The sequence below is a fragment of the Solwaraspora sp. WMMA2080 genome (assembly GCF_027497395.1).
Classification (GTDB): Bacteria; Actinomycetota; Actinomycetes; order Mycobacteriales; family Micromonosporaceae; genus Micromonospora_E.
Genome location: NZ_CP114910.1, coordinates 987,630 through 1,011,276 on the forward strand (window position 1 = coordinate 987,630; position 23,647 = coordinate 1,011,276).

Below are 23,647 nucleotides of genomic sequence, written 5' to 3' on the forward strand. Positions count from 1 at the left end.
GTAAACATTCACGTCTTGCTGGCGGGTTCGCTGTTGGGTAGCGTGACTCGCCGGGCCGAGCTGGGGGTGGTTGCCGTCTCGGACCGATCGTGATCTTGTGCCCGGGTGGTTGATCCGGAGGCGCTGTCGCGGGACGAGCTGATCGCGGTGGTCCGTGATCAGGCCGCTCAGTTGGCGGATCAGACGGCCGAGGTGGAACGGCTACGTGCGGAGTTGGAGCAGATCAAGCGGTTGATCTCGCGGAACAGCCGAAACTCCTCGATGCCGCCCTCGACCGATGATCTGCCTGGCCGGTCGGGTAGGAGCAAGCCCGCCGGCGGTGGGCGCTCGGGCGGGAAGAAGCCGGGGCGAGGTAGACAGCCCGGTGCGCCGGGATCGTATCTGCCCTGGTTGGACGAGGCCGACGTCCGGGTGGTTGACCAGCGTCCGTGCGGGCCGTGCGAGTGCGGGACGGACCTGGCGGGGGCTGTCGACGAGGGGGTGGTGTCGGCCAGTCAGGTCACCGACGTGCCGCTGGTCACCGCGTCGACGGTGGAGTACCGGCAGTACCGGGTCCGGTGCGGCTGCGGCCGGAAGCACGTCGCCGCCCCGCCGAAGCAGGCGGGGGTGGGTAACACCCGGGTGTACGGGGCGAACCTGCGCGCTCTCGCCGTGTACCTGCTGATCGTGCAGCACGTGCCGGTCGAGCGGTGCGTGCGGCTGATCGCCGATCTGGCCGGCACCCGCGTGTCGGCCGGGTTCGTCCACAAGGTCCTCGCCGCCGTCGCGGCGGCGGTGACCGACATCGTCACGATGATCAAGGCGTTGATCACCCTGGCCGAGGTGGTCCATTTCGACGAGACCACGATCCGGGCGGGTGCCGCGGGCCGCAACGGGTACGTATGGTCCGCGTCGACGGGCCTGTAGGGAGATCTGTGTAACGGATGTCAGTAGAAGTCCGTTATGACCGGTGGGTAGCCGGTCGACACAGTGAGGACCAGTTTCGATGACACTTTCAACGGTGGAGCAGTACGACTCCGGCGTCGATGCCGACGCGGAGGTCGCGGCGTTGACGCGGCGGATCGCCGCTGACGGTCCCCGGCTGCCTCTGGCGGCGGTGCCGGACGAGGCGGCGGCGCGTGAATCGGCCCGCCGGGCGGTGGCGGATCTGATCGACAAGCAGGCCCTGGACGCGTTGCTGGCCCAGGTCAAGGGTGACGGGTTGCGGCTGACCGGGCCGGGCGGGTTCCTGTCCGAGCTGGTGCGCGCCGTTCTGGAACGGGGGCTGCGGGCCGAGTTGACCGAGCATCTGGGCTACGCCCGTCGTGACGCGTCGGGTAACGGCTCGGGTAACTCGCGTAACGGGTCGACCGCGAAGACGGTGCAGACCGAGATCGGCCCGGTCGATGTGAAGGTGCCCCGGGACCGGGCGGGCACGTTCACCCCGATGCTGGTGCCGAAGAACGCCCGCCGGCTCGGTGGCCTGTCGGACGTGATCATCAGCCTGTACGCGGGTGGGATGACGGTCCCCTCTCTGTCAGGCTGAGTTGAGACAGGTCGTCTACCAGGGGATACGCTCCCCGGACGGGTCTGAGGGGAGATCATCAGCATGGCAGACAAGTCCATCGGTTCCGGCGATCTGGACGCCAAGCCGGTTCGTCGGACATTCACCGCAGAGTTCAAGGCCAGGATCCTCGCGGAATACGACGCGGCCCCCGACGCTGCGGCCCGGGGTGCGATCCTGCGCCGGGAACGCCTGTACGGATCACACATCCTCGACTGGCGAAAGGCCCGTGATGCGGGCGCAGCGGCAGGCCTGACCGACCGACGCCAGTCCGCCGAACGGACCCGGAAGAACACCGAGTCAGCCGAACTCGCCCGGCTACGTCGACAGAACGCCCGCCTCGAGAACGAGCTGACCAAGACACGCACAGCACTGGACATCATGGGAAAAGCACACGCGCTCTTGGAACTGCTCTCCGAGAGCGCGGACACCGCGACACCCCCGCCGTCCTCGACGAGGCGCACACCGCGCTGACACCACTGTGGGGCACCGCCGCGGCGTGCCGACTGACCGGCCTGTCCCGAGCCACCATCTACCGCCACCGCAACCCGACACCGCCGAAGCCCCGGACACCCCGCAGACCACCACCGTCCGCACTGACCCAGGCCGAACGACAACAGGTCCTCGACCTGCTCAACAGCCAGCCCTACCAGGACCTGGCACCCGCACAGGTATGGGCACGTGAACTCGACGAGGGCCGCTGGTGGTGCTCTGAGTCCACCATGTACCGAATTCTGCGTGCCGCCGGACAGAACGGCGAACGCCGTAACCAGGCGACGCACCCGGCCCGCACCAAGCCGGAACTCGTCGCCGACGCGGCGAACCAGATATGGAGCTGGGACATCACGAAGCTACGCGGACCCGTCAAAGGCGTCTGGTACCACCTGTACACCGTGATCGACATCTGGTCCCGCTACGTCGTCGGTCACCTGGTCGCCGCGCACGAGGACGGCCAACTGGCCGAAGCGCTGATCGCCGACGCCGCCGCCCGCGAACGCGTCGACCCCGACCAGCTGACCGTGCACGCCGACCGGGGCGCGGCGATGACCTGCAAGACCATCACCCAGCTCCTCACCGACCTGAAGATCGGCCGTAGTCACAGCCGACCCAAGACATCCAACGACAACCCGTACATCGAGGCGAGCTTCAAGACCTTGAAGTACGACCCGACGTTTCCCGACCGGTTCGGGTCGATCCAGCACGCCCGGCAGCACTGCGAGGCCTTCTACACCTACTACAACCACGAGCACCGGCACTCCGGGATCGGGCTGCACACCCCCGCCTCGGTGCACCACGGCACCGCCGGACAGATCCGTCAGCAACGGCAACACACCCTCGACGCCGCCCGCGCGGCCCACCCACACCGGTTCGGCCGCCGACGGCCCCAGCCGCCCCGCCTACCGGACCGGGCATGGATCAACAAACCCGACAACACCGCCCCCGACCAGAGCACCACCCCGCCCACGAACACACACCCAGCAACACAAAGCTAAGAAAGATCAAGAATCTGTCTCACTTGACTTGACCGGCTCCGGTCCGCGACATCTGTCACCACCTGCAGCGGGTCTACGGCACCGAGGTGTCACCCGACACGGTCTCCACCATCACCGACGAAGTTCTGGAGGAGGTGAAGGCGTGGCAGCACCGGCCGTTGGACGAGGTGTACCCGATCGTCTACGTCGACGCGTTGATGGTGAAGTAACAAGGCCTGTTACCTCGTCGTGGGGGTCAACACCGACGGGGTCAAGCACGTCCTCGGTATCTGGGTGCAGCAGACCGAGGGGGCGAAGTTCTGGATGCAGGTCTGCACCGAGCTGCGTAACCGTGGGGTGCGTGATGTGCTGATCGCCTGCTGTGACGGGTTGACCGGTCTGCCCGAGGCGATCGAGGCGGTGTGGCCGCACACCACCGTGCAGACGTGTGTGGTGCATCTGATCCGGGCGGCGACGAAGTTCGTGTCCTACAAGGACCGTAGGGTGATGGCCGCCGCGTTGAAGGACATCTACACCGCTCCGACGGTGGAGGCGGCCGAGACCGCGATGCTCGGTTTCGCCGACAGCCCGCTCGGTAGGCGGTACCCGGCCGCGGTCGCGGTCTGGGAACGGGCGTGGGATCGGTTCACTCCGTTCCTGGCGTTCCCGCCCGAGGTCCGCCGGATCATCTACACCACCAACGCGATCGAGAGTTTCAACTACCAGATCCGGAAGATCATCAAGAGTAAACATTCACCTCTTGTGAGGGCGCGGGGTCAGCCCTGGAGGATGTGGGCGGTCTGCGGCATCCAGGGGTTCCCTGTGACGGCGTCGCGGAGTGCGGTCATGGCGTTGACGCCGTGTTTGACCGCAGTGGATAGGTAGCTGCGGATGGTCAGCCGGTCGCGGGTGGCTTTCTCGCTGGTGAGCCGGCCGGAGATCTTCTGCTGGGTCTTGTTCGGCCGTAGGTCACGCTCGGCGAGGTTGTTCGTCGGCGGAATGGTGGTGTCGTAGCAGAACCGCAGGACGTCGTCGTGGCGGTGGTGGAGATCCTCGAGTAGGTTGCGGCCGGGCGGCTGCCTGTCGCGGGGGCCGCCGACGCGGGGGACGTCCTTACGGCCGACGATCACGCCGTCGCGGAACTCGCGGACCAGCGGGTCACGCACGGCGGGGTCGATCTCGGCCTGTCCGGCGGCGCGGGCGAGGTTCGCGGCGTGGATCAGGCCGCGTAGCGCCCGCTGGCACTGGACCGGCCAGACGTGGTCGGGGTAGGTCTCGGCCGCGTCTTCGAGATCGCGGAGCAGATGTGCGCAGCACAGTTGGTGCCGCACCCCGTCGGCGAAGTTGCCGGCCTGGTCGTAGACGGTGTACCGGTCGTGCACGGCGACCCCGGTGAACGCCGGCCCGATCCCGATGGTGCGGAACTGTTCGCCGCTGCGACGCTCAGCCAGCGCGTACAGGGTGTACCGGCCGGTCGACGCGGACCATACGTACCCGTTGCGGCCCGCGGCACCCGCTCGGATCGTGGTCTCGTCGAAATGGACCACCTCGGCCAGGGTGATCAACGCCTTGATCATCGTGACGATGTCGGTCACCGCCGCCGCGACCGCGGCGAGGACCTTGTGGACGAACCCGGCCGACACGCGGGTGCCGGCCAGATCGGCGATCAGCCGCACGCACCGCTCGACCGGCACGTGCTGCACGATCAGCAGGTACACGGCGAGAGCGCGCAGGTTCGCCCCGTACACCCGGGTGTTACCCACCCCCGCCTGCTTCGGCGGGGCGGCGACGTGCTTCCGGCCGCAGCCGCACCGGACCCGGTACTGCCGGTACTCCACCGTCGACGCGGTGACCAGCGGCACGTCGGTGACCTGACTGGCCGACACCACCCCCTCGTCGACAGCCCCCGCCAGGTCCGTCCCGCACTCGCACGGCCCGCACGGACGCTGGTCAACCACCCGGACGTCGGCCTCGTCCAACCAGGGCAGATACGATCCCGGCGCACCGGGCTGTCTACCTCGCCCCGGCTTCTTCCCGCCCGAGCGCCCACCGCCGGCGGGCTTGCTCCTACCCGACCGGCCAGGCAGATCATCGGTCGAGGGCGGCATCGAGGAGTTTCGGCTGTTCCGCGAGATCAACCGCTTGATCTGCTCCAACTCCGCACGTAGCCGTTCCACCTCGGCCGTCTGATCCGCCAACTGAGCGGCCTGATCACGGACCACCGCGATCAGCTCGTCCCGCGACAGCGCCTCCGGATCAACCACCCGGGCACAAGATCACGATCGGTCCGAGACGGCAACCACCCCCAGCTCGGCCCGGCGAGTCACGCTACCCAACAGCAAACCCGCCAGCAAGACGTGAATGTTTACCATCAAGAACCGTGGGCATTTCCCCACCGACGACGCCGTGATCAAGCTGATCTGGCTCGCGATCGCCGACATCGAGGACAAACGCGCCCGGCAACGCGCCGCCGAGGCCGGTAGACCCGCGAACTCCCGCACCGCGCCGCCACGGCTGGTCGAAGGCGCCGGCGTGCACGGCTGGAAACAGGCCCTCAACGCGTTGGACCTGTTCTTCCCGAACCGTATCCCCATCGATGCCCGATAGTTGGACAGGATAGGGCGTTACACAGAAATTCGGACAGGCTCGCGTCGACCGGCCGGTACACCCTGTACGCGCTGGCTGAGCGTCGCAGCGGCGAACAGTTCCGCACCATCGGGATCGGGCCGGCGTTCACCGGGGTCGCCGTGCACGACCGGTACACCGTCTACGACCAGGCCGGCAACTTCGCCGACGGGGTGCGGCACCAACTGTGCTGCGCACATCTGCTCCGCGATCTCGAAGACGCGGCCGAGACCTACCCCGACCACGTCTGGCCGGTCCAGTGCCAGCGGGCGCTACGCGGCCTGATCCACGCCGCGAACCTCGCCCGCGCCGCCGGCCGGGCCGAGATCGACCCCGCCGTGCGTGACCCGCTGGTCCGCGAGTTCCGCGACGGCGTGATCGTCGGCCGTAAGGACGTCCCCCGCGTCGGCGGCCCCCGCGACAGGCAGCCGCCCGGCCGCAACCTACTCGAGGATCTCCACCACCGCCACGACGACGTCCTGCGGTTCTGCTACGACACCACCATTCCGCCGACGAACAACCTCGCCGAGCGTGACCTACGGCCGAACAAGACCCAGCAGAAGATCTCCGGCCGGCTCACCAGCGAGAAAGCCACCCGCGACCGGCTGACCATCCGCAGCTACCTATCCACTGCGGTCAAACACGGCGTCAACGCCATGACCGCACTCCGCGACGCCGTCACAGGGAACCCCTGGATGCCGCAGACCGCCCACATCCTCCAGGGCTGACCCCGCGCCCTCACAAGAGGTGAATGTTTACGTCGTAGCCCTTGTCCGCGTGCAGCTTCACGGGCCGTCGGCGAGGCCGGCCGACCGGCTGACGCACCGGTGTGATGGCGTCGACCATCTCCTCGAGGAACTGTTGGTCGTTGACGTTCGCGGCGGAGATGTCGGCGTGCAGCGGGATCCCGTTGCGGTCGCTGACCGCGTGGATCTTGGAGCCTGGCTTGCCTCGGTCCACCGGGCTGGGTCCGGTCAGGTCCCCCCTTTTACCGCCCGTACGTGCATGGCGTCGATGCTGGCCCGTGACCAGTCCACGCGGCCGGCGGCGCCGAGTACGTCGAGGGTCGCCTGGTGGAACGCGGCCATGACTCCCTGAGCGACCCACTCGGTGAACCGACGGTGCGCGGTCTTCGACGAGATCGGGAACGACTCCGGTAGTTCGTCCCAGGCGCAGCCGGAGTCCAGGACGTACAGGATCGCCGCCAGCGTGGTCCGGTCGTCGATGCGTCGCCGGCCGCCGCCCTGATGGCGTTTCGGATGCTCGGGCAGCAACGGCTGCGCGAGGTGCCACAACGAGTCCGGGCAGTACTTCTCCACCCTGGATATTCACGGGGTCGTGATCTTGTAACGGTTTCGTGAGGCCCGGAAACGCGGAAGTGCCTGCCAGGCAAGGGAAAATGGTGATTGCGACATCTACCAGGATCTCTAGCGAGGAGGCACTTCCGACGTGCGTGAGCTTACCGGATGGTCGAAGGACCTGCGTGTCACCGCCGACGGTGACGGGGTGGTGGCGATGGTCGGGGTGGCGGGCCTACGCATGCTCGCCGACCGCACCGGCCTGACGGCGGGCATCTCCACCGTGCTAGCCAGGCCGGGATTCGATCCGGTCCATGACCGGGGCCGGGTCCTGACTGACATCGCGTGTTCGATCGCCGCTGGCGGGACAGACGTGTACGACATCGAGGCGCTACGGGCCCAGGCCGCGTTGTTCGGGCCGGTGGCCTCGGACACCACCGCCCTGCGCGCGCTGGGTGAGATCAGCGACAGCGGTCTGCACCGCATCGACGCCGCGCGGGCGAAGTCGCGCGCGCATCTGTGGAGCCTGCTACCGGCCGGCGTGCCGGAGGCGACCTACGCCGGTGGCCTGAGCATGGGCGAGACGATCGTGCTGCGGGTGGACGGCACCATCACCGTGGCCCATTCCCGCAAGGAACACGCCGAGGCGACGTTCAAGAAGACGTTCGGGTTCCACAGCCTCGGCGTGTGGATCGACAACACCGGTGAACTGGCCGCCCTGATGCCCCGCCCCGGCAACGCCGGGGCGAACACCGCCGCCGATCTGATCGAGGTCCTGCGCCAGGCCATCGCGCAGATACCCGCCGACCGACGCGACGACCTGCTGATCACCTCCGACGGTGCCGGCGCCTCACACACGCTCATCGACTGGCTGCACAGCCTCGACCAGACCGGTGGGCGTCGAGTGGCGTACTCGATCGGGTTCGACGTCGACGAACACGTCCGGGCGGCATGCAACCGCCGACCCGACGACTGGTGGGTCCCGTGCCTGTCCAACACCACCGGCGAGGTCATCGACGGCCTTCAGGTCACCGAGATCACCGACCTGCTCCGCGAGCGGCTGACCGGCCTGAAGTGGCCGAAGACGATGCGGGTCATCGTGCGCCGGCGCAAGCTGTTCGACCACGAACAGGCCACCCTGTTCGACACCTGCGGCTACCGGTACTCGGCGTTCGTCACCAACACCGGCGCCCACGGCCCGGACGGCCTGTCCGTGCAACGCGCCGACGCCCGTCACCGCGTACACGCCCGCGTCGAAGACGACGTACGCACCACCAAGGACACCGGCCTCGGGCATCTGCCGTCCAAACAATGGCAGGTCAACAAGGCCTGGTGCGCCGCCGTCACCATTGCCGTGGACCTCACCGCGTGGATGCGCCTCTACGCGCTGACCGGCGCCCTGGCCAAGGCCGAGCCCAAGACACTGCGTTACCGGATCTTCCAGACCCCCGCACGCCTGGTCCGCGCCCGCCGCTACCGGTGGCTACGCCTACCCCACACCTGGCCCTGGGCCACCGACCTGGCCACCGCCATCGAGATCATCCGCCGGATGCCCATGCCCGCCACCTGACCACCCACACCACCGCCCCGACGACCAGGAGGAACCCCAGGAGACCACGCCACCGGCGCGACAGCCGGCCCACAACCACACCCAACGGAGCCGATACATCCACCGCCAACGATGCAGACTCGCTGGTCATCGAACGGCGTCAGACCCACGAAGAATCAGGGTCCACATCACCCATACCGACCCAACGAATCACCCCGCGCTACAGCAACCCCAAATGAGATGCGGTCTAAGTGGCGGTGGTGCGGCGAACCTGTTGCAGGTGATCGATCAAGCAACGCCGAAGCTCGCGTCGGTCGTTGATGCGATCGGATTCATGGCAGTTACAAGAGCGGATGATGCTTACGTCGTCGGTCGATCACTAGGCGCTCGGATTGCACTGGATACCGCTGTTTATCCATTCGTTACAGGCACCTCCCTGCGAGACTATCTGGTAGTGGAAGCGGAGAGCTTGTTGTTTCCATACTGTGGCGACGGTAGCCGTGCGGGGATAGGGGTATCGGCGCAACGGCTGTTGTGGACCTGTCGTGCGCAGTTGAGGACTCGCCAAGCGCTATCTGGGACTCAGGAGGAAAGAGGGCTTGAGTGGTTCGAATACTCCGACTTCCATCCGACTAGGTGGTCGGCGCAGTCTAAGATTTCCTTTGCGGTAGTCGCGACACATAACCACTTCGTTCTTGAGCGCGGGAGTAAGGTCTTCAATCGCCATGCGCCGGTGATTAAGTTGGGGGAGAGGGCTTCGGAGGAGGATCACCTGCGGTTGCTCGGCGTACTCAACAGCTCGACGGCGTGCTTCTGGCTCAAGCAGGTCAGCCAGGACAAGGGGAACCGGGGTGGCGAGCGGTCGACAGCCCGATATGAGTGGGAGCACTTCTACGAGTTCACGGGGACGAAGCTGCAGGAGTTTCCGTTGCCGGCGGCGTACCCGTTGGGGGTGGCTCAGCAGATCGACGCGCTGGCGCAGCGGCTCGCGGCGGTGAGTCCGGCGGCGGTCGCCGCCGAGAGTGTGCCTACCCGGGACCGGTTGGCGGCGGCGCGCGACGAGTGGCATTCGACGCGGGCCCAGATGATCGCGTTGCAGGAGGAGCTGGACTGGCAGGTGTATCAGCTCTACGGCCTGCTCGACGAGGAGTTCACCGCGCCGGCCGGATCGGTGCCGGAGCTGCGGTTGGGGGAGCGGGCGTTCGAGATCGTGCTGGCCCGCAAGGTCGCGGCCGGCGAGGCGGAAACGGTCTGGTTCGACCGGCACGGGTCGACGCCGATCACCGAGATCCCGGCGCACTGGCCGCAGGAGTACCGGGCGGTGGTGCAGCGGCGGATCGATGTGATCGAGAGCAACCGCAACATCGGGCTGATCGAGCGGCCAGAGTGTAAGCGGCGTTGGTCCACCGACGGCTGGGACAAGATGGAGCAGGCCGCGTTGCGGGACTGGTTGCTCGACCGGTGCGAGGCGCGCGAGTTGTGGTTCCACACCGTCGACGGGATGGAGCAGCCGCGTCCCTTGACCGCCGCCGAGTTGGCCGACGAGTTGCGCCGCGACGCCGATGTGTTGGCGGTCGCCCAGCTGTACGCGCCCGGCCAGGATCTCGGCAAGGTGATCGTCGACCTGGTCGCCGACGAGCACGTGCCGCACCTGGCGGCGCTGCGCTACAAGCCGTCCGGTCTGGTGAAGAGGGCCGACTGGGAGCAGGTGTGGCAGCTGCAGCGCGAGGAGGACGCCCAGCCGGACGAGCCGGCGAAAAAGCGGGTGCGGGAGCGGATCCCGGTGCCGCCGAAGTACACGTCGGCCGACTTCGTCAAGAACAGCTACTGGCGGCATCGGGGGAAGCTGGATGTTCCAAAGGAGCGGTTCATCTCGTACCCGGGGGCGAGCCGCGACGGTGATCCGACGCTGCTGCTCGGCTGGGCCGGGTGGGACCACCGGGAGCAGGCGCAGGCGCTCGCCACGCTGATCGTGGCCCGTGAGCAGGAGGACGGCTGGGAGACCGACCGGCTGCTGCCGCTGGTCGCCGGTCTGCGTGAGGTGCTGCCGTGGGTGAAGCAGTGGCACAGCGAGTTCGACGTGGCGTGGAGCGCGTCGCCGGCTGACATCTACGCCGGCTTCCTCGACGAGACCACCAACCGGCTGCACCTGACCGACGAGGCGTTGACCTCGTGGCGCCCACCGAAGGCGACCCGAGGACGTAAAGCGAAGGCGTGACCCGTTGAGCCCTACCATCTCGGGTCGACCGGTGCCACTGCGGTCGACCCGAGATGGGGAGAAGGTGCCGGTCAGACCGTGCCGAAGAAGGACTTCAGCGCGGGCACCCGGCGGATGAGGAGCTGGTCCAGCGCCAGGACGACCAGCAGGGAAAGACCGAACAAGGGCAGGAAGACGCCGAGTACGACCATCGCGGCGAGCAGCACCCAGTTGCCCCAGACCGGGAGTTTCGCCCGCGGTGCGGCGAGGCCGGAGGCGGTGGCCCGGCGGGTCCACCACATCATGGGCCCGGTGACGCACATGAAGATCACGGCGAGGCAGAAGAGTGTGGACATGATCGTGTTGAAGGTGCCGAGGCGGCGTCCTTCGTGCAGGGCGATGCCCTGCGAGACCACCTTCGCCATCGCGCTGTAGTCGTCGTAGCCGTACTGGCCGACGACGTCGCCGCTGTACTGGTCGACGTGGATCGTCGTCTCCTGGGTCACGTCGGATTCGGCGGGATTGCCGACGTCGTACCACTGGCTGCTCATCACGCTGAACACCCCGGTCTCGCCCTCCGGGTAGAGGACGAGATACGGCCCGGGGGCACCCAGCGCCTGGGCCGCGCCGACCGCCCGGTCGATCGAGATCGGGGTGCCGCTTCCGGTGCTGCTGCCTTGCGGGGCGTTGCCGGAGGCCCACCCGGCGGGAGCCGACTGACCGTCGGCGTCCTCGATCTGCTGCCGGATGGTGGATTCGGCACCGGGGTCGTCGCCCCACAGCCCGGAGCCGGAGTCGGCGGCGATCTGCTGGGCCTGAGCACCCCATACACCGGTCCAGGGCAGCCCGGAGACGACCAGCAGCAGGATGCCGAGGCCGACGGGGAGCCCGACGAGGGCGTGGTAGCTGCGGAGCCGAGCACCGCGCTTGCCTTTGGTCTGTGCGCCACTGCGCGCCCGGCGGCCGAGGAAGAAGATGATGAACCCGGTGATCGTCAGCACGATGGCCCAGGAGGCACCGAGTTCGACGATGCGGTCGCCGAAGCCGCCGTCGCCGATGAGCAGGTCGCCGTGGACGCGTTCGGCCCAGGTGGAGATGAGCTGGTCCTGGCTGAGTTCGCCGGTGACGGTGGCGGTGTAGGGGTCGACGTAGATGTTGGTGCTGCTGCCGTCTTCGAGCCCGGCGACGAACAGGGTCGCCCGGTCGCCGGTGCCGTCCTGCACGGACAGGATGGGGCGGTCCGGGAATTCCGCGCGGACGGCTGCCTCCTGGGCCGACAGCGCCGTTCGTTCGGCGCCGTCGGCCACCGGCACCTGCAGCACCCCGGGGTGGGCGAGGGCGTCCACCTCTGCCCGGAACATGTAGGTCATGCCGCTGACGGCGAGGCAGAAGAGTACGGGTATGACGAGTACCGAACCGTAGAAGTGCCAGCGCCAGAACGCGGCGAACCAGTTGGTCTTGCGCGGCCGGGCCGGGGACGGGGGTGCCTCCCCGGGCGGGGTATCCCCGGAGGGCGGTGTCTCGGCTTCTACGGTGGTCATCGCGGTGGGCCCTTTCCCTGATCGTCCCGTTGTTCGGCGGCTTGGCCTGTGGTACTAGCTAGAGTCGTGCTGGAGACGCCCTGGGTTCCCGTCCTGACGATCGTTTTTCTGCTGACCGGGCTCGTCTGCGTCGGTGACCTGGTGATTCGTCGCCGTGGCGTGTCGCGTGACCAGGCGTTCTCTGACGCGGAGCTGATCGATATCAATCACTGCGTGATGAGCGCCGCGATGATCCTGATGGCCTGGCTGATGGTGGGTGGCGTGGTCGCCTGGGCGCAGGTCGCGATCTTCGGCATCCTGGTGCTCGCGTTGCTGCCCGGGTACGGGCGGGCGCGTGGCAGATCGGAGCGCATCGACGTGCTGGGCCACGTCACGCAGAACCTGGCGATGATCTGGATGCTCGCGGCGATGCCGACCCTGATGTCGGAGATGGGGATCGGCGGTGGCTCCGGGCACGTGCACGGGGTAGCCGCTGCCGGGGCGACGCCCACGCAGACTCCGGCGTGGGCGGACCTGACAAACGTCGTCTTCGTGGTCCTGAGCGCGGCCGGCGCGCTGTGGTGGCTGTACCGTGCCGCGACGACGTCCAACCATCGGCTGCATCTGCTGAGCTACGGCGTCATGAGCGCCGGCATGGCGACGATGCTGCTGCTGATGAACGTGTGAGATTGGCCGGCGGTACGGCGTCAGCCCCTGTCCGGCCCGCGTCGTGGGCCGGACAAGGGGCTACGGTGGCGCCGGTGGCCGGGCCGGTCAGTTGCCGGCCGGCCGGTGGTTCAGCGGTTGACGGTGATCTCGGCGAGGAACGACCGCCAGGCAGCCGGGGCGAAGGCGAGGGTGCCGCCGTCGCGGTCCTTGGTGTCCCGTACGTATACCCGACCGGGCAGGTTCTCGGCCACCTCGACACATCCGTTGGTGTCGCTGCGGCTCGACTTGTGCCATAGTGCACCGTTCATGTCCATTTCTCGGCCATCCTCTTGATCAGGTCTAGGCTCTGCTGGTACGGCAGGGCATGTCCTCGGGTCGACTCCCACGCGTCCTCCAGCTTGGCCGTGTCATACGGGGCCTCGATGATCCGACCGCGTAGGTAGCCGTCCAGGAACCCAACAGTACGCCCCTCGACAGTCGCGAGCACCAGGCCGCCATGAAGCCCGGCGTAGAGGCCAGTGCCGAGCGGGATCACATGTACCTGGACATTGGGCAGCTCGCATGCGGACACCAGCGCGTCGACCTGTTCCCGCATCACCTCTCGGCTGACAACTTCACGATGGAAGACCAGCTCGTCAACCACCGCGACAAGCCGGATCGGGCTGTCCTTGGTCAAGATCGACTGTCTGGCAATTCTTGCCTGGACCAGAGCGTCAAGATCGGATGCGGGTTCGTCAAAGATCCGCAGCACCTCCCGGGCATACGCCTCGGTCTGCAACAGTCCGGGCACGACGAACGGGTGGAAGACGCGAAGTAGGGTCGCTCGCGCCTCGTAATCGACGAATGGCTTCAACCACACGGGAGCGTGTTCGCCGATGACGAACTCGCGGTAGAACTTCATGAAGGCGGTGCCGAACACCTTGTCGACCATGCCCAGGTAGTTGGGCAGGGCGGGGCGTTCGCCGCGCTCGATGGAGCCGACGTGCTTCGCGGAGAAGTGGACGCGCTCGCCCCACGACTCCTGGGTGAGACCCATCGACTCGCGTACTCGCCGTAGCTCCGATATCAGATACTCGCTGCCGCTCACAAGCCCCTCGCATCCCTCGGATTCCCTCGTGCACACGCGGTGGAGACATCGCCGAGAGGCGTCCCCGTTGCGTGATTTCGCCAATCATCTTCCTCGACGAGCGCTGAGGCGTCCAGCATGGATTTCGGTCCTGTGGACAACTGCAAGATCAGGTTGAGTAATTGATCTTCGGGCTTCTATCAGATGGACTCTTGACGTTGCAAGGCTTTCGCATCCCTCAGTTTCCCTCGTGCTGGTCGAGGTTCGCGTCATGGGACTCCCGGCGTGCACGGGGTCACCGGTCGGGTTCCGCCAACCGTGACACCGAGTCCAGGGTGGATGTCACGACTCATTGGCTATCCAAGGAGGATCTTGGTGGTGCACAGGAACGACGGGATCGGCGGGACGCCCCGGCTGGCCCGCTACACGTCGATCGGGACGCCACGGCGTACCGATGCGACCCCCAATCGGCCGCCGCTGCCACGACGCACGCCGGGGGAGACGGACATCGGCCGCGACCCGCGGTTCCGGCTGACCGCCGCCCGTGCGGTCGCCCCCGCCCCGGCCAGTGCGCTCGACGCCGCGCTCGACCCCGGTGACACCGTGGTGGCGCAGGCGGTGCACCGGGCGCGGATCGACATCGCCGAACATCTGCCGTCGGCGCGGCTCGGCGAATGCCGCACCTGTGACGTCGCCGCGCCGTGCCGGCCGTTCCTGCGGTCGCTGGTCATCCTCGACCGCTGGGATCCGGGGAAGGCCCGGCGGGTGCGGGCGGTGCTGCAGCTGTCCGGGCTGATGCCGGACGGCTACCCGCACGGGGAGGACGACGACGATGTCTGACGAGCCGCTGCGGGTCGGTGAGACGCTGCACCTGGGCAAGGCCGACTGGGTGTACGGCGACTGTTCGATGCGGGTACGGGTGTCTGACATCCGCTACGGCGACGACAGCGACGAGTCGCCGGTGATCGGCGTCATCGCCACGATCGTCGGCGGTGGACGCGACGGCCGGATGGTGGCGATCGCGATCTACAAACAGGCGCTGACCCGGCCCGGAGTGCGGGAATCGGCGCGTGCCGTCAACGGGACCGACCCGTACCAGTGATAGAAGGCGGCTGCGGCCGGCGCGGCGCTGACACCCGTCGTCGGTGCCTGCCGTGCCGGCCGCGTCGGCGGGTGTGATGGGATTGTCAGCCCGACGGCGCTGACCGAACGGACACGGTCAGGTTCCGGAGGGACCTGTTTCCTTGAGTTGCTGCCGATACATCTGCATAGTCGCGATACGGCCCAGATCGCCTATTCGTCAGGGGGACCGTGGTGCGGGCATCCGACTATCTCCACGATCGGGAGCGTGAGTGGGCGCCGGCGCTGCGGGCGGTATCGCTGGTCGCCGAGATCGCGGTGCCCGAGCTCGAAGCCCGCCGAGCGGTCAGTGCGCTGGGAAAACTGTACGGCGTGGGCAGCGAGTATGAGCAGCGTCAATGCCTGCACTACCGCTACCCGGCCTGCCTGCTGGTCGGCCTCAGCGGGATCGGTGCGTCCCGCTACGAGCAGGGCAACTACTGGGGTGCCGTGCGTGAGCACACCCGCCACCAGGTCGACCAGACCGCCTGGGGGGCGGCGTTCCGGGCCAACCTGGACCAGTTCGGCCTGGCCCGATTCCCCGGCCTGCCGCAGATCAACGTCGGTGAAATCCTCATGCACGGCGGGATTCCCGCCTACTGCCTGGGTGATCTGCTGAACCTGCTGCTGCAACGACAGTCTCGCGAACCCGGCACCACTGTCGCCGACTTCTTCGCCTGGGCGTTGACACCCGGCCGGGAATCGCGACTGAACACCCTCGACATGCCGGTGCGGCGGCTGCTGCAGCACGGCGGCGAATACGCCGAAGACCTCGTCGACCGCTGCATCGACCTGCTGGACCGGTTCCGCGCGCCGGCGTTCACCGCCGACGGGCTCGGCCTGCCGCCGTACCTGATCGACCAGGCCCGCCGCTGCGTCGACGACGGGCAGCTCGACTGGGCCGGCACCGCGACCCGCACCGGCCCCGCCGCCGGGGGCACCGGCGGGACGGCGCCCCCCCGACCGCACGTGGAGCTGGAGCCGTACGGCCGGGGCCTGCTGGTGCGGCTGCCGGCGGTGCCCGACGCACCCGGCGGCCGGGTCGAATGGCGGGTCCGGGCCGGCGAGGACGTCCACACGATCATCAGCCGATCCCGGATCCCCGGTGACGTCGACACCGCGCCACCGGCCGTCGCGACGATCTCCCGGCCGGTGCGGCAGGTCACCGTCGAACTCGCCGCGATCGAGCGGGAGTTCGAACTCGACCTGATCGACCCCCGCGAACCGATGCTGATCTTCACCGACGAAGGCCGACGGGTGCCGCTGACCTCCAGCCTGCCGCCGGAGCCGGTCTGGATCCTGCACGCGGCGCACGACGGCAACAACCAGCCGGTCACGCTGCACATCGACCGGGCCGCCGCCGCGTCCACTGGCGCAGGCGGTGCCGGCCCGGCGGCCGACGACGACCTGCCGGTGCCGTACGGCTGGTTCGGCTGGACCCTGCGCCGAGTCGACCTGGCGCAGGTCACCGCGCTGCGGATCGCCGACGGACCGGACCGGCGAGTCGGCACCGCCCGGCGAGCCCAGCTGCGCCTCAGCCCGCCGCTGCCCGACGTGACCAGCCTCGCCGGCACCCCCGTATACGGTGCCGCGCCGCGACTGTTCCTGCCGACCGAGGCCGGCGTGGCCACCGAATGGTCGATCCGGGTCCGCCGGCCCGGCGGCGCCGAACTGCTCCCCGCCACCAGTGTGCGGATCACCGACGACACCGTCACCGACCCGTGGCAGCAGCTGCCCCGGCCACTCGTCGGCAGCTACGAGATCACCGTCCGGGGCCCCCTCGGCCGGGGCCTGTCACGCACCATCGACCTCGCCGAAGGGCTGACCGTCGCCGGCCACCCGGTGTGGCGGGAGTTGCGGCCCGACGGGCTCGCGCCGGCGACCGTCCGGCTCGGCGCGACCGCGTCGGCGCTGCGGGTCGATCCGCCGCTGACCCGGCTCGACCCGACCCAGACCAGCGCCGATGTGCAGCTCACCGCCGCCGGACACACCGCGACAGTACGGGTCACCCCGCCGCACATGTCCGTCCAGTGGGTCAGCGCCGGCCGCACCACCCCGTGGACGCTGCAGCCGCTGCGCCTGGACACCGAAACCGTCGGCGACGGCGAACTGCTGGTCCGGCTGCCGGCGGCAGTCGACGCCGACCTCGTCGTGGCCAGCGGCGGCCAGCAACGGCAGACCGTCGCCTCCCGGGCCACCTACGGCCAGCCACTCGCCCGGTTCCCGCTCGCCGCGATCGCCGACACCGTCCGGGTCTGCGGCTCCGCCCAGCTCTCGGTCCGCCTGGGCGGCCAACAGTTCCCGGTCGCCCGGTGCCTGCCCCGACAACTCGCCCGCACCGTCCACCTCAAAGACGACCAGCTGGCCCTCGACGACGCCAGCCCGGTCAACGGGCTGACCGCCGGCGTCTACCAGGTGCTGGCCCCGTGGCGGCCACCGCACGTCACCCCGATCGGCACCGACCTGGCCAGCGAGCCGCTGCCCGCCGACCTGACCCGGGCCGGGCCGCTCGCGGTGCTGCTGCGCGTCGACGACCCGTGGCTGCCCGAACCCTGGCCCGACTGGCCCGGACAGGACAACAGTTTCACCGTCGACGGCGACTGGGACCCGCCGCTGCCCGACACCCCCGACACGGCGCTGTCGCGTCACCTGGCCGGGCTGACCGACCTGCCGGACCGCCCCGACGTCGCCCCGCTGATCTTCCCGCTGTACCGCCGCGCCGAGGACCTGCGCCGCCACGGCGTCACCGTCGCCGTCCGCGACACCGCCGCCGTGCTGCGCCGACACCCGGTCGCCGCGCTGACCGCGTTGACCCGCTCCCGGTCACCCGCGTCCGAACTGGTGGCCCCGCTGGTGCACTCCGCGCTGGTGGCGCTACCGCCGCTGGCCTACCTCGGCGCAGCCGACGAGGCGAGGCTGTGGCAGACCAGCCCGCTGGCGGCGCTGCTGGCCACCGCGTACCGGATCGGGGTCACCGCAGCCGGCGACGACCTGCACGAACGGGCGGCGACGGCGTGCGGCGACGTGCTCGACAAGCTCCTGGCCGGTGAGCCCGACCCGCACCGGGTGGTCGGCCGCTTCGACCAGGCCGCGCAGCAGATCGCCCGGCTGCCGGCCGAGCAGCTCGACGAGCTCTGGCGGGCGATGCGGATCGTCCCCGGTGGACTCCTCGACGCCGACGAACGGGTCGCCGCCGCCCGCCGGCTGTTCGACGTGCGAAACCGGCCCGGCGTGGCCCGGGTCGCCGCCGCCGCCGACCTGCTGCGCACCCTGCGGCCCGCACTGGCCGCCGCCGGCGGCCCGGCCGTCGACGCGGCGGTCGGGGCCCGGCAGTGCGGCCCCGGCTGGCCGGACCTGCCGGCACTGTCGCTCGCGTTCGCCTTCACCGCCCGGCTGATCGCCCGGGACCGACTGCCGGCCGCCCTGCTGACCCGGACCACAGCGCACCACGCGACCCTGGCCCGCCACGCCCCCGACCTGACCACCATCGACATCTTCCTCGCCGAACTCACCCTCACCGGAGACGCCGAATGATCCTGGATCCCCTGGCCACCAGCGACGACATCGTCGCCACCTATCAGCGGTACCTGCGCAGCCTGGTCGAGCCGAGAGATCCTCGGCTCGCCGCCGCACTGGACACCGCGATCGCCGACGCGATCAGCCAGGAGATCACCAAAGGACCACTGCTGGAAGCCACCCCGCCGTACCGCACCGGGCGCACCCCGCGTCAGCTCATCGACGCCGGGGCGCTGCACCCGGGCGTCGCCGCGCTCGGCGCCGGCCTGGCCCTGGACCGGCCGCTGTACCGGCACCAGGAACGGGCGATCGGCAAGGTACGGGCCGGGCGCAACGTCGTCGTCGCCACCGGCACCGGGTCGGGCAAGACCGAAAGCTTTCTGCTGCCGATCCTGGACCGGCTGATGGCGCAGCGGGCCGCCGGCACCCTCGGCCCCGGTGTCCGGGCGCTGCTGCTCTACCCGATGAACGCCCTCGCCAACGACCAGATGAAACGGCTGCGCACCCTGCTCGCCGGAGCCCCCGACATCACCTTCGGCCGCTACACCGGCGAAACCAGGCACACGCTGCGCGAGGCCGCCGAGGTCTTCGCCCACCAGCACCCCGGTGAGCAGCGGCTGCCCAACGAACTACTCAGCCGCGAACAGATGCAGGCCACGCCGCCGCATCTGCTGCTGACCAACTACGCCATGCTGGAATACCTGCTGCTGCGGCCACTGGACATGGACCTGTTCGAAGGCGACCACGCCGGCCACTGGCAGTTCATCGTCGTCGACGAAGCCCACGTCTACGACGGGGCGCGCGGCGCCGAACTGGCGATGCTGCTGCGTCGGCTCGTCGACCGGGTCGGTCAGGGCCGGTCCGTGCAGTGCATCGCCACCAGCGCCACCGTCGGCGGCGACCTGGCGGCCGTCGCCGATTTCGCCAGCTCCCTGTTCCCGGTGCCGTTCCAGCATGACCCGGCCGACGCCGCCGCGCAGGACGTCATCACCGCCGAACGGGTGGAGGTGCCGGCCGGGCCGGAATGGGGTCCACTGCCCGCCGCCGCGTACCGGCAGCTGCGCGAGGCCCCGTCGCCGGCCGCCGCCCTGCTGGAGCACGCCCGCCGCGACGGCGTGCCCGCCATGTCGGATGTGCCGGCTGCCTCGGCCGTGCCGGTCGGGTCGGCAGATGACGCCGCCGCCGCGGTGCTGGAGCAGGAGCAGCGGGTACGCCGCCTCAAACGGCTGCTTTCGCACGGGCCGATGCCGCTGCGTGAGGTCGCCAAGGCGCTGTTCCCCGACGCCGACCAGGCGGCCGTCACCGACCTCGTCGCACTCGCCAACGCCGTACACGACAGCACCGGCACCCCGGTGCTGTCCGCCCGCTACCACCTGTTCGCCCGCGCCACCGAAGGCGCCTTCGCCTGCCTCGGCGCGAACGGCCCGCACGTGAGCCTGACCCGGCACGAACGCTGCACCCACTGCGGCGACGCCGCCTTCGAGATCGGCACCTGCCGCCGGTGCGGCACCGAACACCTGGCCGGCACCGTCGAACGGGTCGGCAGCACCGCCGTCTTCCGGTCCCGCCGCTCCCGCGACGAACAACAGACCTGGCTGGCCCTCGTCGACGACGTGACCACCGACGAGGACGAGGAGACCCTGCAGACCAACAGCGTCGCCAAAGCCAGCGAGACCGGTGCGCTCTGCGCCCGCTGCGGGGTGTTCCAGGTCGGACCGGCCGGCAACTGCCCACAATGCCCCGGAGGTCCGATGCGGACGGTGCGGTTCGTGCGGCAGAACGCCGAAGCACTCACCTCCTGCGTCGGCTGCGGCGGACGCGGCGACGGACTCATCCGGTTGTTCGCCAGCGGCAACGAGGCATCCGCCTCGGTGCTCGCCACCGCCCTCTACCAGCGGCTGCCGCAGGCCACCGACGCGGCGCAGCAGGCCCGCCCCGGCGGTGGCCGCAAAGTGCTGCTGTTCAGCGACAGCCGCCAGTCGGCGGCCTACTTCGCCCCGTACCTGGAAGACTCCTACCAGCGGGTGCAGCGCCGCCGCCTGCTGCGCGAAGGCGCGCTCGCCGCCGCCGCCCGAGGTGACGCCGAGATCCGGCTCGACGACGTCGTCCACGACACGGCCCGCGCCGCCGACCGCTACGGCATCTTCCAACGCCGCGACTCCGCCCAGGCCCGTCGCCGGCAGGTCGCCCTCTGGGCGCAGACCGAGATCGTCGGCGTCGACGAACGCAACTCCCTCGAAGGGCGCGGCCTGCTCGCCTGGGGCATGTCCCGCGACCCCGCCTGGCAGGCACCCCAACCGCTGATCAGCCTCGGGCTGACCGAGACGGAAGTGTGGGCACTGCTCGACGAACTGCTGCGCTCCGTACGGCTGCAGGGAGCCGTCGCCGCCCCCGACGGGGTCGACCCGCGCGACGAGGCGTTCGCACCCCGCGTCGGGCCGATCTACCTGCGCGGCACCGGCTCCGACGCCCGCCGTAAGGTGCTGAGCTGGCTGCCGACCAGCGGCACCAACCGGCGGGTCGACTACCTGCGGCGGGTCCTCGCCCGCCTCGGTGTCACCGCCGACCCGCACCAGCTCCTCGACGGCATCTGGCGGCTGCTGACCGTCGGGCCGATGAGCGAACTGCTGCGGCCCAGCCTCGAACCCGGCATCGGGCAGGTCTACCAGCTCGACCATGAACTCATCACCTGCACGGTCCCGGGCGACGACCACCCGGTGTGGCAGTGCGGCACCTGCCGGCGGATCACCCCGTACACCGTCCGAGGAGTCTGCCCGACCATGAAGTGCGTCGGGGAGCTGACCCGCTGGGTGCCGCCGCCGGCCGACGTCGACCACGACCACTACCGGTCGGTGTACCGGGAGATGAACCCGGTGCCGATGCGGGTGCTCGAACACACCGCTCAGTGGACCAGCGAGCAGGCCGCGTTCATCCAGCAGCAGTTCGTCGAGGGCAAGGTCAACGCGTTGTCCTGCTCCACCACGTTCGAGCTCGGCGTCGACGTCGGCGAGCTGCAGGCCGTCATGCTGCGCAACATGCCACCCACCACCGCCAACTATGTGCAGCGGGCCGGGCGGGCCGGTCGGCGCACCGACTCGGCGGCCCTGGTGCTGACGTACGCGCAGCGCCGGTCACATGACCTGTCGCGGTTCGCCGAACCGGACCGGATGATCGCCGGTGAGGTCCGGGCGCCGTACGTGCCGCTGACCAACGTCCGGATCGACCGCCGGCACGCCCACTCGGTGGCCCTGGCCGCGTTCTTCCGGCACCACTTCCGCACCTACGGCACCATCTGGCGTACGGCGGGGGAGTTCCTGCTCGCCAGCGATGACGGCGTCGCGCCGGTGACGTTGGTCGCAGGCTTCCTCGACCCGGTACCGGCGGAGATCGTCGAATCGCTGGACCGGGTGCTGCCGGCCGAGGTCCGCGACGAGATCGGCGTCGCCTCCGGCGACTGGGTCACCCACCTGGTCGGCCTGCTGGAGTCGGTGCGTGCCGAGCTGCAGAACGACGTCGACATCTACGAGGAGAAACGGGCCGAGGCGTTCGCCGCCCGCAAGGACGACAGCGCCGCCCGGTTCGGCCGGGTGATGAAGACGATCACCGGCCGGGAACTGCTCGGCCTGCTCGCCAACCGCAACGTCCTGCCCAAGTACGGCTTCCCGGTCGACACCGTCGAACTGCGGCTCACCTTCGCCGACGACCAGATGTCCCGCCAACTGGAGCTGTCCCGGGACCTGTCGTCGGCGATCTACGAGTACGCGCCCGGTGCCGAGGTGGTCGCCGGTGGACAGACCTGGCAGTCGGCCGGGGTGTACCGGCTTCCCGGCCGGGACCTGGAACGGCGCCACTACGCCGTCTGCGCCGGCTGCGGCCACTACCGGGACTCGATCGAGCGGCTCGACCCGCAGTGCCCGGCCTGCGGGGCACCGGCCACCGGCGTCCCCCGGCAGTACGCGGTACCGGTGTTCGGGTTCGTCGCCGACCGGTCCGGGGGCCGGCGGCCCAGCACCGCGCCCCGGCGCACCTGGCACGGCGCCACCCACGTGGTCTCCACCGGCGCCGAGATCTTCGAGGACAAGGTCGACCTGCCGGGCGGCTCCGTGACGGTGCGGGCCGGCTCCCGCGGCGAACTGATCGCTATCAGCGACGGTTCCGGTGGCGCCGGCTACCTCATCTGCGACCGATGCGGGTTCGCCCAGTCCAACACCAGCAAGAAGCAGCGCCAGCACTCCAGCCCGCTCACCGGCCGGGACTGCCGGGGCCGGTTGGAACTGCTGTCGCTGGCCCACAAGTACCAGACCGACGTGCTCGACCTCAGTGTCGACAGCGCCGCGCTGGGCGGTATCGACGACAACGGTTGGCGGTCGCTCGCGTACGCGGTCGTCGAAGGGGCGGTGCAGGCGCTGGAGATCTCCCGCGACGACATCGACGCGACGGTGTACCGGACCGAAGCCAACCGCAGCGTGATCATGTTGTACGACACCGTGCCGGGCGGTGCCGGACACGTGCAACGGATCGCGGCGCGGGTACGTGACGTCCTCGACGAGGCGCTGCGGCGGGTCCGCGACTGCGAATGCGGGGTGGAGACCAGCTGCTACCGGTGTCTGCGGGTGTTCCGCAACGACCGCTACCACGAGCACCTGCGCCGTGGTGTCGCCGCCGATGTGCTGGGTCGGCTGCTCGGCCGAGACGACCAGACCCCGCTCGGCGCGCTGCGGGTCACCCTCGCCGAGCACGCGGCCGCGGTCGACGCCGACCGCAGGTTCCTGATTGACGACGTACCCGGTGAGGTGTTCGAACCGGTGACCCCCGGCCAGCTGGACCTGTACGAGGGGCGGATCGTGTTCGCCCGGCGGGCCGGGGCGGCGGCGGTCGGTCGGCTATGGCTGCGTCGCGACGGCGAGAACGGCGACATCGTCGGCGCGGGGGTCGAGCCACTGGCCGGCGAACCGTTGGACGGCCTCGACGACCTTTCCCTCATCGGCGTCGCGCTGCTCTGACCAGGGCACACCGCCGTACGCGTGTCGCCGGACCTCATCACCAGATGTCGCCTAACGTGCAGTGTTGGTG

At 69.5% G+C, this 23,647-nt stretch carries 17 protein-coding genes and 3 pseudogenes; 14 read left to right on the plus strand and 6 right to left on the minus strand.

Annotated features, from left to right (window positions below; all coding sequences use genetic code 11):
* Positions 1–105: 105 nt before the first annotated feature.
* The 5 genes and pseudogenes from O7543_RS04260 to O7543_RS04280 form a co-directional block, all read left to right on the plus strand.
* Positions 106–906 carry a transposase gene (locus O7543_RS04260; protein ID WP_281555067.1) on the plus strand — a complete coding sequence of 267 codons (801 nt, stop codon included), beginning with the start codon at positions 106–108 and terminating at the stop codon, positions 904–906.
* A 232-nt stretch (positions 907–1,138) separates the two neighbouring features.
* Positions 1,139–1,507: pseudogene (locus tag O7543_RS04265) on the plus strand (transposase); the annotation flags it as partial.
* A gap of 81 nt (positions 1,508–1,588) precedes the next feature.
* A complete protein-coding gene (locus tag O7543_RS04270) occupies positions 1,589–2,017 on the plus strand; it encodes a hypothetical protein (protein WP_281553169.1) in 429 nt (142 codons plus the stop codon).
* A gap of 41 nt (positions 2,018–2,058) precedes the next feature.
* Entirely contained in the window at positions 2,059–3,036 is a 978-nt protein-coding gene (locus O7543_RS04275) for an IS3 family transposase (protein ID WP_281555420.1), read from the plus strand.
* A gap of 41 nt (positions 3,037–3,077) precedes the next feature.
* Positions 3,078–3,765: pseudogene (locus O7543_RS04280) on the plus strand (IS256 family transposase); the annotation flags it as partial.
* A 26-nt stretch (positions 3,766–3,791) separates the two neighbouring features.
* On the opposite strand, the gene O7543_RS04285 reads toward O7543_RS04280, so the two are convergent.
* Positions 3,792–5,279 carry an IS66 family transposase gene (locus tag O7543_RS04285; RefSeq protein WP_281551243.1) on the minus strand — a complete coding sequence of 496 codons (1,488 nt, stop codon included), beginning with the start codon at positions 5,277–5,279 and terminating at the stop codon, positions 3,792–3,794.
* Between the two features lie 106 nt (positions 5,280–5,385).
* Between O7543_RS04285 and O7543_RS04290 the strand changes: the two are divergent.
* Both O7543_RS04290 and O7543_RS04295 read left to right on the plus strand, forming a co-directional pair.
* Positions 5,386–5,622, plus strand: a pseudogene (locus tag O7543_RS04290) (IS256 family transposase); the annotation flags it as partial.
* The gene (locus tag O7543_RS04295) at positions 5,619–6,368 is read left to right on the plus strand and encodes a transposase (RefSeq protein ID WP_281555592.1); all 750 of its coding nucleotides are present in this window, start codon (positions 5,619–5,621) and stop codon (positions 6,366–6,368) included. The pseudogene O7543_RS04290 and the gene O7543_RS04295, both read left to right, overlap by 4 nt.
* Before the next feature lie 10 nt (positions 6,369–6,378).
* Here the strand turns inward: O7543_RS04295 and O7543_RS04300 are convergent, their stop codons facing one another.
* Together O7543_RS04300 and O7543_RS04305 are read right to left on the minus strand one after the other, a co-directional pair.
* Positions 6,379–6,600, minus strand: a complete 222-nt coding sequence (locus O7543_RS04300) for a transposase (RefSeq protein ID WP_281555066.1) — start codon at positions 6,598–6,600, stop codon at positions 6,379–6,381.
* Between the two features lie 14 nt (positions 6,601–6,614).
* Positions 6,615–6,959, minus strand: a complete 345-nt coding sequence (locus tag O7543_RS04305; protein WP_281555065.1) for a transposase — start codon at positions 6,957–6,959, stop codon at positions 6,615–6,617.
* A gap of 130 nt (positions 6,960–7,089) precedes the next feature.
* Here O7543_RS04305 and O7543_RS04310 point away from each other — a divergent pair, with 130 nt between their 5' ends.
* On the plus strand, positions 7,090–8,508 hold the full coding sequence (locus O7543_RS04310; RefSeq protein WP_281551068.1) for an IS1380 family transposase: 1,419 nt from the start codon (positions 7,090–7,092) through the stop codon (positions 8,506–8,508).
* 214 nt (positions 8,509–8,722) lie between these two features.
* Positions 8,723–10,705: a BREX-2 system adenine-specific DNA-methyltransferase PglX gene (gene pglX, locus O7543_RS04315; protein ID WP_281555064.1), complete on the plus strand. Its 1,983-nt coding sequence runs from the start codon at positions 8,723–8,725 to the stop codon at positions 10,703–10,705.
* A gap of 71 nt (positions 10,706–10,776) precedes the next feature.
* Here pglX and O7543_RS04320 read toward each other — a convergent pair whose 3' ends face one another.
* Positions 10,777–12,225 carry a PepSY domain-containing protein gene (locus tag O7543_RS04320; RefSeq protein WP_281555063.1) on the minus strand — a complete coding sequence of 483 codons (1,449 nt, stop codon included), beginning with the start codon at positions 12,223–12,225 and terminating at the stop codon, positions 10,777–10,779.
* A gap of 66 nt (positions 12,226–12,291) precedes the next feature.
* Here O7543_RS04320 and O7543_RS04325 point away from each other — a divergent pair, with 66 nt between their 5' ends.
* On the plus strand, positions 12,292–12,891 hold the full coding sequence (locus tag O7543_RS04325; RefSeq protein ID WP_281555062.1) for a DUF5134 domain-containing protein: 600 nt from the start codon (positions 12,292–12,294) through the stop codon (positions 12,889–12,891).
* 110 nt (positions 12,892–13,001) lie between these two features.
* On the opposite strand, the gene O7543_RS04330 is transcribed toward O7543_RS04325, so the two are convergent.
* Positions 13,002–13,181 carry a DUF397 domain-containing protein gene (locus O7543_RS04330; protein ID WP_281555061.1) on the minus strand — a complete coding sequence of 60 codons (180 nt, stop codon included), beginning with the start codon at positions 13,179–13,181 and terminating at the stop codon, positions 13,002–13,004.
* Positions 13,178–13,960, minus strand: a complete 783-nt coding sequence (locus O7543_RS04335) for a helix-turn-helix transcriptional regulator (RefSeq protein WP_281555060.1) — start codon at positions 13,958–13,960, stop codon at positions 13,178–13,180. The genes O7543_RS04330 and O7543_RS04335 overlap by 4 nt, the downstream gene beginning before the upstream one ends.
* Before the next feature lie 354 nt (positions 13,961–14,314).
* Here O7543_RS04335 and O7543_RS04340 point away from each other — a divergent pair, with 354 nt between their 5' ends.
* The 4 genes from O7543_RS04340 to O7543_RS04355 all read left to right on the plus strand — a co-directional run bounded on the left by O7543_RS04340 (position 14,315) and on the right by O7543_RS04355 (position 23,577).
* Positions 14,315–14,779 carry a hypothetical protein gene (locus O7543_RS04340; RefSeq protein WP_281555059.1) on the plus strand — a complete coding sequence of 155 codons (465 nt, stop codon included), beginning with the start codon at positions 14,315–14,317 and terminating at the stop codon, positions 14,777–14,779.
* The gene (locus tag O7543_RS04345) at positions 14,772–15,041 is read left to right on the plus strand and encodes a hypothetical protein (RefSeq protein WP_281555058.1); all 270 of its coding nucleotides are present in this window, start codon (positions 14,772–14,774) and stop codon (positions 15,039–15,041) included. Before O7543_RS04340 ends, O7543_RS04345 begins: the two co-directional genes overlap by 8 nt.
* A gap of 212 nt (positions 15,042–15,253) precedes the next feature.
* On the plus strand, positions 15,254–18,592 hold the full coding sequence (locus O7543_RS04350) for a hypothetical protein (RefSeq protein WP_281555057.1): 3,339 nt from the start codon (positions 15,254–15,256) through the stop codon (positions 18,590–18,592).
* Complete coding sequence (locus tag O7543_RS04355) at positions 18,589–23,577, plus strand: DEAD/DEAH box helicase (protein WP_281555056.1); 4,989 nt, start codon at positions 18,589–18,591, stop codon at positions 23,575–23,577. The genes O7543_RS04350 and O7543_RS04355 overlap by 4 nt, the downstream gene beginning before the upstream one ends.
* Positions 23,578–23,647 lie beyond the last annotated feature (70 nt).